General features: G+C 60.3%; 12 protein-coding genes and 1 pseudogene. 7 read left to right on the forward strand and 6 right to left on the reverse strand.

Annotation, left to right across the window (positions count from 1 at the left end; translation table 11 throughout):
* Positions 1–212: transposase (locus BM152_RS19515; protein ID WP_074914050.1), on the reverse strand; the 212-nt coding region annotated here is incomplete at its 3' end.
* Between the two features lie 89 nt (positions 213–301).
* On the opposite strand from BM152_RS19515, the gene BM152_RS19520 reads away from it, so the two are divergent.
* The 3 genes from BM152_RS19520 to BM152_RS06045 are packed head-to-tail and all read left to right on the forward strand — an operon-like array spanning position 302 to position 2,066.
* Positions 302–712, forward strand: coding sequence for a hypothetical protein (locus BM152_RS19520; protein ID WP_231730464.1), 411 nt, complete (start codon positions 302–304; stop codon positions 710–712).
* Between the two features lie 10 nt (positions 713–722).
* Complete coding sequence (locus BM152_RS06040) at positions 723–1,085, forward strand: hypothetical protein (RefSeq protein WP_066599222.1); 363 nt, start codon at positions 723–725, stop codon at positions 1,083–1,085.
* Between the two features lie 27 nt (positions 1,086–1,112).
* Positions 1,113–2,066, forward strand: coding sequence for a DUF2303 family protein (locus BM152_RS06045; RefSeq protein ID WP_066599223.1), 954 nt, complete (start codon positions 1,113–1,115; stop codon positions 2,064–2,066).
* Between the two features lie 180 nt (positions 2,067–2,246).
* Here BM152_RS06045 and BM152_RS06050 read toward each other — a convergent pair.
* Positions 2,247–3,452 (reverse strand): annotated as a pseudogene (locus tag BM152_RS06050) (IS3 family transposase).
* A gap of 164 nt (positions 3,453–3,616) precedes the next feature.
* A complete protein-coding gene (locus BM152_RS06060) occupies positions 3,617–4,039 on the reverse strand; it encodes a hypothetical protein (protein ID WP_066599227.1) in 423 nt (140 codons plus the stop codon).
* 115 nt (positions 4,040–4,154) lie between these two features.
* On the opposite strand from BM152_RS06060, the gene BM152_RS06065 reads away from it, so the two are divergent.
* The 3 genes from BM152_RS06065 (at position 4,155) to BM152_RS06075 (ending at position 10,218) form a co-directional block, all read left to right on the forward strand.
* A complete protein-coding gene (locus BM152_RS06065; RefSeq protein WP_066599229.1) occupies positions 4,155–5,159 on the forward strand; it encodes a hypothetical protein in 1,005 nt (334 codons plus the stop codon).
* Positions 5,160–5,280: 121 nt separating this feature from the next.
* Complete coding sequence (locus BM152_RS06070; RefSeq protein WP_066599232.1) at positions 5,281–8,202, forward strand: hypothetical protein; 2,922 nt, start codon at positions 5,281–5,283, stop codon at positions 8,200–8,202.
* Between the two features lie 129 nt (positions 8,203–8,331).
* Positions 8,332–10,218 carry a monovalent cation:proton antiporter-2 (CPA2) family protein gene (locus BM152_RS06075; protein WP_066599235.1) on the forward strand — a complete coding sequence of 629 codons (1,887 nt, stop codon included), beginning with the start codon at positions 8,332–8,334 and terminating at the stop codon, positions 10,216–10,218.
* Positions 10,219–10,242: 24 nt separating this feature from the next.
* Here BM152_RS06075 and cobT read toward each other — a convergent pair whose 3' ends face one another.
* Complete coding sequence (cobT, locus tag BM152_RS06080; protein ID WP_066599237.1) at positions 10,243–11,247, reverse strand: nicotinate-nucleotide--dimethylbenzimidazole phosphoribosyltransferase; 1,005 nt, start codon at positions 11,245–11,247, stop codon at positions 10,243–10,245.
* Positions 11,248–11,323: 76 nt separating this feature from the next.
* On the opposite strand from cobT, the gene cobS reads away from it, so the two are divergent.
* Positions 11,324–12,076: an adenosylcobinamide-GDP ribazoletransferase gene (cobS, locus tag BM152_RS06085; RefSeq protein WP_066599240.1), complete on the forward strand. Its 753-nt coding sequence runs from the start codon at positions 11,324–11,326 to the stop codon at positions 12,074–12,076.
* 118 nt (positions 12,077–12,194) lie between these two features.
* On the opposite strand, the gene BM152_RS06090 is transcribed toward cobS, so the two are convergent.
* Both BM152_RS06090 and fdxA read right to left on the reverse strand, forming a co-directional pair.
* On the reverse strand, positions 12,195–12,704 hold the full coding sequence (locus BM152_RS06090; RefSeq protein ID WP_066599243.1) for a CarD family transcriptional regulator: 510 nt from the start codon (positions 12,702–12,704) through the stop codon (positions 12,195–12,197).
* A gap of 380 nt (positions 12,705–13,084) precedes the next feature.
* A complete protein-coding gene (fdxA, locus tag BM152_RS06095; protein ID WP_066599245.1) occupies positions 13,085–13,423 on the reverse strand; it encodes a ferredoxin FdxA in 339 nt (112 codons plus the stop codon).
* Positions 13,424–13,447: the final 24 nt, after the last annotated feature.

Genomic DNA, 13,447 nt, shown 5'->3' on the forward strand with positions numbered 1-13,447 from the left:
TTCACCTGCTCCTCATTGATCTCGGGATTCTTTCTGCCACCGCGTTCAAACACGCCGGAGGCGCCCTCAAAGAGCGCACGTTTCCATTGATGGATCATCGTCGGATGCACCCCGAACCGGCTTGCCAGCTCGGCGGCGGTCTCCTCACCCTTCAAGGCTTCCAGCGCGACCTTCGCCTTAAATTCAGGCGCATGTTGTTTGCGTTTCGACATCTCTGATCTCCTTTTCGTCGAAGATCAGCAGACTGCAAATCGTAGCTTACGTCACTGTCCGAATTTCGGGGGGTAGCTCAGCCTGAGACATGACACAGGCACCAGACCCGACCTGCCCCATCTGCAACGGGCACGGCGTCAAAGACCCCGCAGGCTTCGCCATGATCCCGTGCCAGCGATGCAGCCAGGAAGCCGCCAACGAACCACAACCAGAAGATCAGGACAATGAAACCATGAGCAAACGGCCCTTCGACACGCTGCCCTTGTCTCAACAGGCGGGGATCATCTGCAACGACCCGCGCTTTCAGCGCTTTGCCGCGATCCGATCCGGCTTTCCCGATGATCGCCTCACCACCGAAGGCGCAGCCGAATATCTGCGCACGATCTGCCAGATCAACAGCCGCCGCGAACTCGCCACCAACACGATCGCACAAATCCGTTTCCAAGCCATGCGCACCGATTTCGACGCATGGGCCGGAAAAATCCCGAACCAACGCTAAGGAGAGCGCCATGTCCGTCACGGACCCGAAACTTTCAAGCCTCGATCAGCTTCTCTCGCTGATGAACAACGGAGACTTTCTGGGCGAAGTCCTCGCCGCACAGAAGGAGCTGATCGCGGACCTTCAGGATCACCGCACCGCCTACATGAAAAAGGCCAAAGGCTCCCTCACCCTCAAGATCGACATGACTCTGGACGAACAGGGCACACTCGAACTTGTGGGCGAGATCACAACCAAGCCCCCCGCTGCACCAAAGGCCAAAGGCGTTGCATGGACCACGCAGGAAGGCGGGATCACCCCGACAAACCCGCGCCAAATGCGGATGGAGCTGCGCACAGTGAGCGAAGAGCCCGAGATCCGCACCACCAGCTAACCACCAGACCAAGAAGGAACCATGGGCATGGAATTCACAAAGGAAAACATCGCGGAAACCGTCGCGAAGATCGTGGAAGAGCACGCAGACGCAGAGGTAATTTCTCTCGGCAACAACCCCAAAACCCCGACATACATCTCGCACCACAAAGATCAGAGCCTAGTCAATGTCACCGAGGAAATTGATCGCGCCCTGGACAAGTTCCAGCCCGCACGCCGCAGCGGCACCGATCATCTGCACGAAATCGACAGCCTGATCGAATGGACCAACCGCTTCAAAGGCAGCAACTCTGTGCTGTTCTGCAATGCCGAGCAGCCCTCCCTGACCTGCATCACCAACTACCACGGCGAAGGGGCGGCCACGCCCGAGGGCCGCGATCCACTCGCCAATCACTGCGACCATCGTGGTGTCTACAAATTCCCGCACTCGGAAGAATGGAAGGCATGGTCCGACTTCTCCGGAAAATGGAAAAGCCCCGGCGAGTTCGGTGAATTCATCGAAGACCGCTCCGCAGATTTCTATGACCCCACGCCATACCTCGCGAACGGCACGGGCCAAGAGGAAGCGCAGGAGTGGGAGAAAAAGCTGGCCGATGTCGCAGCCCGCCTGAGCGGCCGCTTTGCAACCTATCGCCGCCTCCTCGAACTCTCACGCGGGCTCGAAATCCACGAAAGCCAAACCGCGAAGCTCAAACGCAACCCCGACACAGGCGAAGGCCAGATTTTCTTCGAGGCCACACAAGCCGGTCAGGATGGCGGCAAAATCGAGATCCCGAACCTCGCGCTGATCGCCATTCCGGTCTTTGAGAACGGCGCAGCCTACACCCTGCCCGTCCGCCTCGCCTATCGCCCCAACGGCGGCGATGTCAAATTCCGCCTGACGCTGCACGATGCTGACAAGGCCCGCCGCGACGCCATCCGCGAAGGCGCAGAGAAAGCCAAAGAGGCAACCGCCCTGCCGCTCTTCTACGGCACGAACTGATCACCAACAGGCCGGACTTCGGTCCGGCCTACACAACCGAGACTAGGCAGGAGGCACCGATGGCAGCACCAACCGTGACAAAACACGCAATTCAGCGCGCGATCGAAGCCGCGCAAGTGAAGTGGTCCTGCTTTTTCGGACAGTTGTGCGGCTTTGCTAAGATGGATCATGGTTAAGGTTTCATGCCGCTTGGTTCATCTGTGTTGCCTCAAAGTATGCGTCGTCTGGCGTCCGTTTATCAAGCGCCGTGTGCGGTCGCTCGGCGTTGTAGAATTCGAGCCATTCGTCGATGACGCGTTTGGCTTGGAACCCGTCCTGCAATTCGTGCAGATAGACGGCCTCCTGCTTAAGTGATCGCCACAGCCTTTCGATGAAGATATTATCGAGATAGCGACCTCGGCCATCCATGGAGATTTTGATCTTGGCATCGATGAGCGTGGTGATCCAGGCCGTCCCGGTGAACTGCGATCCTTGATCGGTATTCATTATCTCGGGTTTACCATATTTGGCGATGGCCTCGTTTAAAGCCTCGACACAAAAGCTGGCGTCCAGCGTGTTTGAGAGCCGCCATGCCAGCACTTTGCGTGTAGCCCAGTCCATGATCGCCACCAGATAGAGGAACCCGCGTCGCACCGGAATATATGTGATATCGCAGCACCAAACGTGGTTTGGGCGCGTGATAGGCAGTTTCCGCAGCAGGTAAGGATAGACCGGATGTTGGGGGTGCTTCTTGCTGGTGTTGGGGCCTTTATAGATCGCCTGTAACCCCAGGATCCTCATCAGGCGCCGCACGCGATGACGACCAGCATGGAAACCGCTTCGCGGCAGGTAGGCTGCAATCTGGCGACTGCCCACTGCCCGGCAGTGCATCTTTACATGCACGAGAGGGGAAGAACGGGTATTTTGTGAACACCCGGTCGATCTCGTTCATCAATTCCAACGTCTCTGCATTCATGCCGATGGGAGCATAGTAGAGTGACGACCGGCTGACCTTTAGCAGCTTGCACTGCCTGGTCAGGCTCAGATCCGTGCGATCCCGGTTGATCATCGCTTTGCGTTCAGACGGGCTCATCGCTTCAGCCCTTGTGATAAAGCTAGGGGGACCGTGGCCTGAAGGGCCGCGTAAGCCCCCGTACCGTTTTCGACCACCAGCTTTCCGATCTTAGCGTGGAGCTCTTTGACTTCGGCCTCGTTGTCTTCGATCTTCTTGGCTTTGTCGGAAAACACGCCCGTCAGGCCGTCAATCGCCTGCCGTTTCCATGTCGTCACCTGCGTTGGGTGGATTTTGTGCTTGGCCGCAATCTCTTGCGCCGTCTTGTCACCACGCAGCGCCTCAAGGGCGACCGTGGCTTTAAACTTGTCCGAAAAACTGCGTCTTCTCGTCATTTCCGTATCCCGTCGTCAGTGCTGGATACATCTTAGCACGTGGTCTGAATTTGCCGGACCACTTCACACCATTCGAGAGCGTGTTAACGTTCATGGCGGCGGCGTGATGAACGGATAGATATCGCCGCAGACGAAACGCGCCGTCTGCGACAAGGTTTGAGCCCCTACTGAATCTCCACCGCCTTGCGCTCGTAATGGGCCTGTTCCGATGTGCCGTCATCAAAGGTCACGTTCAAATCGATGGTCTCGACACTCTCGGCGGGAAAGCTGACGAGAACCGCGTCGAGGGTTTCGGCCTTGAGCGCATTGGGCTGGGCGGTGTCGAGGTAGCAGGGTTCCATCCGGAACGGCGTCATCTCGCCGCCATTTACCGAATAGAACACCTCGGTCAAGCCGCAGCGCCAGCTCAGGAGGTTGGTGAAATACAGCAGATCCTGTCCCTCATAATTACGCACGGCGATCCATTGCGCCTTGGTCGCTTGCAGGATGGGTTTGACCTCGGCGGCGGTGGTGAAATTCGCCGCGCCAGCCCCTGCGGCGATTATACAGAAGGCAGCAGCCAGAACGGTGTGTGAAGTTTTACGCATCTTGAAAACAATCCTTTTAACTACATGAGAATTAGAGCCTTTAGGTCAACGATAAGCCGCCCTATAGTGCCCGTATCGAACCACAGGTTTTCATCGTCAGTCAGAGTTCCTATCCATGTCCAGTAAGCCGCAAAATCGTGTTCCGTTCAACATTGTCGTCATCGGACAGGACGGGCGGCTCATGTATGAGGCGCTTTTGTTCGCCGCATCGCTGCGTGCCATGGCCCCCGACTTCAAAGGCCGGTTGTTCATTGCAGAGCCGCAACCCGGCGAGAAATGGGACAATGACCCGCGCATGAAACACGCGGACGTGCTCGCGGCCTTCAAACGGCTGGATGCGGAAATCCTGCCTTTCGAAAGCCGCCATTTCGGCCAGAGCTACCCCTATGGCAACAAGATCGAAGCCCTGCTGGCCCTGCCGGAGGGCGAACCCTTCGTGTTTTTCGACAGCGATACGTTGATCACCGGCCCGCTCTCTTCCGTGCCCTTCGATTTCTCCCGCCCCTGTGCCTCGCTCAAGGTCGAGGGCACATGGCCGCAAATCGAGCTTTACGGGCCGGGCTACACGGACATCTGGAAATCGCTTTACGACCGTTTCGGGCTGGACTTCGAAAGCACACTCGACCTTGGCCAGCCGGACGAATACTGGAAACGCTACCTCTATTTCAACGCGGGGTTCTTTTTCTACGAATGTCCGCGCAAATTCGGCGAACGCTTCCTCGAATACGCGTTGGAGATTCGCGACAACCCGCCTGAGGCCGCCAGCCTTCAGGTGTTCGACCCGTGGCTGGATCAGGTTGCCCTGCCGCTGGTGATCCATTCCTTCGGTGGCGCGCGGCGCACCATCCCCGAGGACACGCTCGATGGTGCGATCTCGTGCCATTACCGGACCTTCCCGCTGCTGTTTGCCCGTGAGAGCGATCATGTGGTCAAGGTCTTGCGCGATGTCTCCGCCCCGAACTGGATCAAGAAGGCGCTCAAGACATATGAGCCGATCAAGCGGCTGGTCTATCAGCCCAAGGGCGAGAAAATCCGCGCCATGTTCGACCGCGACCACCTGCCGCGACGGGAACACATGATCCGCAACAGGATCAAGAAAGCCGGAATGTGGATGCGGTGACCCGGCAAGGTTCCGCCATCCCCCCGAACATCTTGGCGCAGTTGCCCGGTTTCACTTTGCATGGTCCGAAAGCTGCGCTAGGGTGCGCCCCATACCTAAAAGATCGAGCCAGCGCACGGAAATGAAACCGAATTTTGCCCTCAACCTCAGCCATGACGGCATCGTTTTATTGCACCGCGCATCCAGCGGCTGGCACCATATGGGCGAAGTGGCTCTGGATGCCCCCGATATGGCGGGCGAACTGGCGGAGTTGCGCGCACTGGCCACATCCGTGTCCTCCGCAGGTCTGGCCAGCAAACTGGTCATCCCGAACAGCCAGATTCTCTACCGCACCCTGCCCGATCCGGGGCCGGAGACGCGTGACGCCGCGATCCGTGCCGAGCTGGACGGGGCCACGCCCTACACGCTCGACGAGTTGGTCTGGGACAGCACCGTTCATGACGGACAGTTGCAAATTGCTGTGGTGGCCCGCGAGACGCTCGAAGAGGCGGAGAGTTTTGCAACGGAGCATCGGTTCAATCCGGTTTCCTTCGTCGCCCTGCCCGATGCAGGCACTTTTGAGGGTGAGCCGTTTTTCGGGCGCTGCCAAAGTGCCGACGGGCTGATCGGCCCCGACACGCGGATCGAGCCGGACGACGAGGCCATCCGCATCCTGCCCAAACGCCGCCTACCGCCACCTCCCGCCGATCTGCCTGTCGCGCCTCCGGTTGCGGACATTGCGGTTGATGAGGCCGAGATTGCAGCCGAGGCCGACGACACCGCGCCTGTGGTGGAGGACGTCCCCGAAGCGCCGGAACTGCCTTTTGACGCGCCTGAAGGCGATGCTCAGGAAGACGGCACTCAAGCGTCTGTCGAGGTAGAAGCCCCTGCGGGCAAGACGCTTGAAGCGGATGTGATTGAGGCGACCGTCGATGCCCCCTCGGATGAGGCAAGCGAAGTCGCGGTGGAAACGCCCGCCGCGCCCACGGACAATGTCCAGCCCGACGTGGAGCAGCCCTCCGAAGATCAGCCCACCAAAGACCAGCCTGACGCGCAAAGCGCACCGGAGGATGAGGCAGACACGGCAGAAACCGAACGACCGCTGCCGCCGCTCCGCCTCTCTACGCAGGTCGGGCCACCGCAGGTCGGTGCGCCGAAACGCTTGGGACCGGCCACGCAGGACATACCGGACAGCGTTCCGCCGAAAGAGACCGTCCAGAGCCATCCCCATGTGGCCGTGACGTCCGGCGATGTGCCGGTGGACGACCCCGTAGAGCCACCCAAGCCGAAAGCCCCGCGCCCCGGCAAGTCCGCGCCTTTGCCGGAACCGCCGCCCATGCCCGCCCCGCAAGCGCCCGCGCCGGCACCGAGGGTGGAGGCAAAACCCGTCCCGCAGAAAGCCACCGTCGCCAAGAATGCGGCCAAGAATGCCGCCAAAGGTGCAGCACTCGGAGCGCTCAAAACCCTGTCCAGCCTTGCGCCAACGGGCAAGAAAACCGCAGATACCGCGGACAAACCCGCCGAGGCGGCTCCGAAAATCTCGGTGAGCAAAGTCACTGAGGACCCAGCGCCGCAAACTGTGGCGGATCATGGCGTCGCCGGTGACGAGATCGCGCCGCTGTCGGATCGCGCCGCCGGACTGGACCGTGTCGAAAACACACGCGATGAGGCCGAAGCCCTGACCGTATTTGGCGCGCGTCGTCGCACCCGTGCAGAGCGTCAATCGCCGCGCCGCATGGGGCTGATCCTCACCGTTGCGCTGGTGCTGGCGCTGCTGCTTGTGGGCGTGATCGCAGGCATGTTGCCCGACGAGGACACCACGGCGGACGCGCCCGCGCAACACAGCAGCACGCTGGAGCAAGATCCTGCGGCAGAGGAAACCACCCTCGCTCAAGACGCGCCCGCCCTGCCCGCGCAGACAGCCGTCGAAGACGCGCTTGCCGAAGTGCCCGCACCGGAGGAAGAACCGGAACTGACGCCGGAGCTTCTGGAGCAAGCGGCCCTGCCCGCACCGCCCGGCTCGCAAGAGGCCACCGCAGAGCTGGATATGGAGGCCCTGACTGCCGAATATGCCGCCACAGGCATCTGGCCTCTGGCACCTGAAAACGGCACAGGCGAGACCGCCGAAGACGATTTGAACGCGCTTTACACGGCCTCGATTGATCCCAACATTGCCTCTCAGGACGCAGGCGGCCTGCCCGATCCGGCCCGCCATATCGGCGAGACCGCCCCTCGCACGCCCCTGCCTCCCGCACCGCCGGGAACGCGGTATGATTATGACGAAAACGGCTTTATCCGTGCTACGCCCGAAGGGACTGTGACGCCCGATGGTGCTGTGGTTTATGCCGGTCGCCCTGATGTTATTCCGCAGCCGCGTCCGGGCAGCGCGGTCAATGAAGCGGTTGAGGCCGCCTTGTCCCCCGCCGCCGTGGACGAGAACGACCCCGCGCGTCTCGCGCTGGCAGGGTTCCAGCCCAAGCTGCGGCCAGACAGCCTTGTGGAGAACACAGAGAAAGCCAATCTGAGCGGCATGACCCGCGCAGAGCTTGGTCGCATCCAGCCCAAACTGCGTCCGGCCTCGGCACAGGAACTGGCCGAAGAAGACGCACGCAACAGCGGGGCCGAAGAGCAACCGCGCACCGCCCCTGTCGTGACCGTATCGCTCATTCCAAAGCCCCGCCCGCAAAACTTCGACAAGCTCGCAGCCGCCGCCCGCGCAGCCGAAGCCGCCGCCTCCGCAGCGGCAGATGCTGGCACCACACGCACATCATCCGCCGCACAGGTCACGGCGCGTGTGCCCGACAGCCCCTTGCCGAAATCCGATCCTGCCAATGTCGCCCGCGCCGCAACGGTGCAAAACGCGATCAACCTGCGCAAGATCAACCTGATCGGGGTCTATGGTTCAAACTCCGACCGCCGCGCTCTTGTGCGCCTGCCTTCGGGGCGGTTCGCAAAGGTTCAAGTGGGCGACAAGCTGAACGGCGGGCGTGTGCAATCCATCGCTTCCGACAGCCTCACCTATATCAAGGGCAACCGCTCTTACACGCTTGAGATTCAAGGCTAACGCCTGTTCGCTGCGAGCGGGCGACTGGCCTACCGATACGATATTGAATAAATATTTACCAACCGATCACGAAACGGGCATATACACCCCGTAACCTGATCATGATCAAGACACATAAGGACTGCGCTCATGCAAGGCCTTCTGGCCCAAGCCGTTATCTATCTCGCCGCTATGGTTGTCGCTGTTCCTCTGGCCCGCCGTTTGGGTCTTGGCTCCGTGCTGGGCTATCTCCTCGCGGGGATGATGATCGGGCCTGTGCTCGGGCTTGTGCAACATAACGAAAGCGAAGATCTGCTGCATTTTGCCGAGTTCGGCGTGGTCATGATGCTGTTTCTGATCGGGCTTGAACTGGACCCGCGCGGCCTTTGGGAAATGCGGCACAAGCTGTTGGGCATGGGCGGGTTACAAGTCCTCGTCACAACCTCTGTCGTGGCAGGCGCTGCGGTCTGGTTCGGACAAAGCTGGCAGACGGGGCTGGCCCTTGGCATGATTCTGTCGCTGTCCTCCACCGCCGTGGTTCTGCAAACCCTGTCGGAGAAAAACCTGATCCATACCGGCGGGGGGCGTGCGGCCTTTTCCGTGCTTTTGACACAGGACATCGCCGTCATCCCGATGCTGGCGCTGATGCCGCTTCTGGCGACCGGATCACGCCTGTCGATCAATCCGGACGGCTCTATCAGCCGCGCCTCCGATGCCACCCATGCTGCCGATCACGGTGCTTCGCTTGTGGCAGGGCTGCCCGCCTGGGGGGTCACTCTGGTGACACTGGGAGCGGTGGCCGCGATCATCCTTGCCGGTGTGTTTCTCACCCGACCGGTGTTTCGCTACATCCACTCCGCCAACCTGCGCGAGATTTATACCGCCGTCGCCCTTCTGATCGTCATTGGCATCGCCTTGCTCATGACTGAGGTCGGTCTCTCTCCGGCTCTGGGCACCTTCCTTGCGGGCGTCGTTCTGGCAAACTCCGAATTTCGCCATGAGTTGGAAAGCTCCATCGAACCGTTCAAAGGTCTGCTTTTGGGGCTGTTCTTCATCGCCGTGGGCGCAGGCGTCAATTTCACCGTGTTGTTCCGCGACCCCATCACCATCATCGGTCTAACGGTCATGCTCATGATCACCAAAGGGCTGATCCTCTATGGCATCGGGCGGGTGTTCAAACTGCGCACACGCGGGCAGTGGTTGTTCACCCTGTCTCTGGCGCAAGCAGGCGAATTCGGCATGGTGCTGACAACCTTCTCCCTGCAACAGGGGGTTCTGGCCCCCTACATGGGCGAACGGGTGCTCTTGATCATCGCCCTCTCCCTGCTCTTCACCCCGCTATTCTTCATCTTGCAGGACTACCTGCGCGCGAAACTCTCCGAACGATCAGAAGAGGCCCCTGCCGATGACATTGACGAGCAACAGGAGATCATTATCGCAGGGATCGGACGTTTCGGTCAGGTGGTGAACCGGCTGGTACAAGCCTCGGGCTTTCACACAACCGTTCTGGACAACAATCTGAAAACCATCCAGCTCATGCGCAAATTCGGTTTCAAGGGATTCTTTGGCGACCCCACACGGCCCGAGTTGCTCCACGCCGCAGGGATCGACACAGCCCGCGTTCTGGTCATCACCCTCGACGATCCGAAAGCGGCCACGCAACTGGTGCGCTACGCGCGTAGCATCCGGCCCGACCTGTTCATCATCGTGCGCGCCCGCGACCGCATCCATGTCTATGAACTGTTCAAGGCAGGCGCCGACAAGATCGTGCGCGAATTGTTCGACAGCTCACTGCGTGCAGGCCGGTATGTGCTGGAGGAAATGGGCTTTTCCGAATATGACGCTGCCGTCACCGAACAGGCCTATTTCCAGCATGACCGCGAGGCGCTGCGCTCTCTGGCCGAGCTTTGGGACCCGAACACGCCGGTGTCCGAAAACGCCGAATATGTTGCGCGGTCACAGGCGCTCGACAAAGCCTTCGAGGCGGCCTTGCTCACCGAACTGGAACGCAAACGACAGGCGAATGACGCGGCCTGAGCCGCGCCGCCTGCATCCGCGTAACTATGTGATGGAGACGCCCGCTTCGGCAAATGTCGCCATGCCGGAGAGACATTCCACCGCTGCCTTGACCAGCGGGATCGCCAGACCTGCGCCCGACCCTTCACCAAGACGCAAGCCCATCGCCACCAAGGGCTCCTTGCCCAATTCCGCCAGCACAGCGCCATGGGCGGCTTCAGCCGAGACATGCCCCGCAAGGCAATGATCCAGCGCGCCGGACACGGTTTTCTCAAGCACCGCCGCCGCCGCGCAACAGATAAACCCGTCCAGCACCACAGGAATACGAAGATGCCGCGCCCGCGCAATCGCGCCGGCCATCGCCGCCACTTCGCGCCCGCCCAGTGCGGCCAGACTCTCCAGCGGCGCTTTTCCCGCGTGCAAAGCGACACCGGCGGCACAGACCTCTTCCTTGATCTTCAGCCCTGCATCATCAACCCCCGTGCCGCGTCCGACCCAGTCAGACGCCGCGCCACCAAACAGTGCATTGGCCAGTGCCGCCGCAGAGGTGGTGTTGCCGATCCCCATTTCACCGACCACCAACAAATCCGATTGCGGATCCACCGCTTCCCAACCAACCTTGAGCGCGGCAACACATTCCGCCTCGCTCATCGCGGGCGCTTGGGTGAAATCCGCAGTCGGGCGCTCCAGTTCGATCGGATGCACCGACATCACCGCACCGGCATTGCGGGCCAGTTGGTTGATCGCCGCGCCGCCATGCTCGAAATTCGCCACCATCTGCACCGTGACCTCCACAGGAAAGGCCGAAACACCGCGCGCTGTGATCCCGTGATTGCCCGCAAAAATCGCCACTTGAGGATGGGTGATCCGTGGCCGTCCCTCGCCGCGCCAGCTTGCATACCAAACGCCGATCTCTTCGAGACGCCCCAACGACCCCGCAGGCTTGGTCAACTGCGCATTGCGCTCTTGTGCCGCCTCTTTCGCCGCCTCGTCCGGACCAGGAGCCTGTTTCAGAAGCAGTTCAAAGCTGGCAAGATCGGAAAAAGTCACGTCAGGGTCTCCCTCATTGTGTTTCAACGAGAAGGGTTTTATCCCGAGTTTACCGCCAAGGACAGGAGCGATTGAGATGACCACAACATTCCGCCCACAGCCCACCGATATGGTCACGGCACTGGCGCTTTTGACCCGCATTCCGGTCCGCGCCACCTTCACACGCAGCGCCGAATCCGCTTGGGCCTTCCCCTTGGCCGGACTGGCCGTGGGTGTGATCGCCGGAGCCGTCGCCACCATCGCGGGCTGGTTCAGCTTGGGAGCGGGCCTGATCGCGGGGTTCACCCTCGCCGCTCTGGTCATTGCCACAGGGGCCATGCACGAGGACGGGCTGGCGGATTGTGCCGACGGGTTCTGGGGCGGGTTCGAGCGCACACGTCGCCTTGAAATCATGCGCGACAGCCGCATCGGCGCTTATGGCGTGCTGGCCCTGATCCTCGGGCTATTACTGCGCTTCACCGCGCTCTCCACACTGGCCCATGAGGATGTGATCGTCACAACCGTCATCGCCTCCGCCCTGCTCTCGCGCGCGACCATCCCCTATGTCATGACACTCCTGCCGCACGCCCGCCGCGACGGGCTCTCGGTGCAGACCGGTCGCCCGCCCCGCGCAGCAGCCAGCCTTGGCGCGGTCATCGCGCTTGCGCTGTCATGGCTGGTGGTCGGATTTGTGCCCACCGTGGTCGCGGCCTCTGCCGTCACCGCCACCGCATTTTGCGCCGCACGGATCGCACGAGCCAAGATCGGCGGCCAGACAGGCGATGTTCTGGGCGCCACCCAGATGCTCACAGAAATCGCGGCCCTCACGGTTTTTGCCGCCTTCGCATAACATCACCGCGCGACAAGCGGACACGACAAAGCAGACACGGAAAAACCGCCGAAGAGGTCTCCCTCCCGGCGGTTTCCTTTGTGCTGGAAATACTCATTCCAGCCGGATCATGCGGCACTCAGGCCGCGCGGCTGACCAGAACTTCGCTGACTTTCTTCTGTGCATCGGCCTCGTCGGAGCCCGAGACTGCCGCCACTTCGCGGGTCAGACGGTCAAGTGCCGCTTCGTAAAGCTGGCGCTCGGAATAGCTCTGTTCGCGCTGGTCATCCGTGCGGTGCAGGTCGCGCACCACTTCGGCAATGGCGATCAGGTCACCGGAGTTGATCTTTTGCTCATACTCCTGCGCACGACGCGACCACATGGCACGTTTGACCTTGGCCTTGCCTTTCAGGGTCTTCATCGCATCCTGAATCAGCTCGGGCGAGGACAGCGAGCGCAGGCCGGATTCGACCGCTTTATTGGTCGGAACGCGCAGCGTCATCTTGTCCTTTTCAAAGGCGATGACAAATAGTTCGAGGGACATGCCCGCGATTTCCTGTTCTTCGATCGACATGATCTGACCGACACCATGTGCCGGATAAACAACGTAATCGTTGGGGCGGAATTCAGATTTCTTGGTCTTGCTCATTTGCAGGTTTTTTCCTCAGACGGGACCGTTTCCACCACGCCCGTTCAAATCATTCGCGTATAACTCAGGTCGAGACGTGCAGACACACACAAAAGTCTGCTAACATCGATCATAGCCGAGACGACCCTGATCCCTGAACGAGGCGCGAAAAACTCAATCCCCTTCAAGCTGTGCTTTGGGGGTTGAGGTTGATATGTCCTGACGTGGTTCGAAGAACATACCACAAAAAACACCCCAAAGAAAGCATAGCGGGCGGAAAGGCTCTCTATCTGCTTGTTTTCAGGGGCTTACACCGGAATTCGACCCCATGACGGGGTTTTCAGACTCAAAAGGCCCCCGACAGGGAGCCTTGAGCAGCGAATCAATCGCGGAAAATCAGATCAGGAGCCTTCGCCCGGCGCTTCGGAGAAATATTTCTCCAGTTTGCCCGACTCACCATCGCGTTCTTCGTAGCCCGGCATCGGGTCTTTCTTTTCGAGGATCACGGGCCAGACTTCCGCATATTTGCGGTTCAGCTCGACCCACTTCTCCATATCCGGTTCCGTATCGGGCCGGATCGCATCTGCGGGGCATTCCGGTTCGCAAACGCCGCAATCGATACATTCATCGGGATGAATGACGAGCATGTTCTCACCCTCGTAGAAACAATCCACGGGGCAGACTTCGACACAGTCAGTGTATTTGCAGGCGATGCAGTTATCTAAAACGACATAAGTCATTGCGGCTATCCACTTTGCTCTCTT

The sequence above is a fragment of the Celeribacter halophilus genome (assembly GCF_900114135.1).
GTDB classification, from domain to species: domain Bacteria; phylum Pseudomonadota; class Alphaproteobacteria; order Rhodobacterales; family Rhodobacteraceae; genus Celeribacter; species Celeribacter halophilus.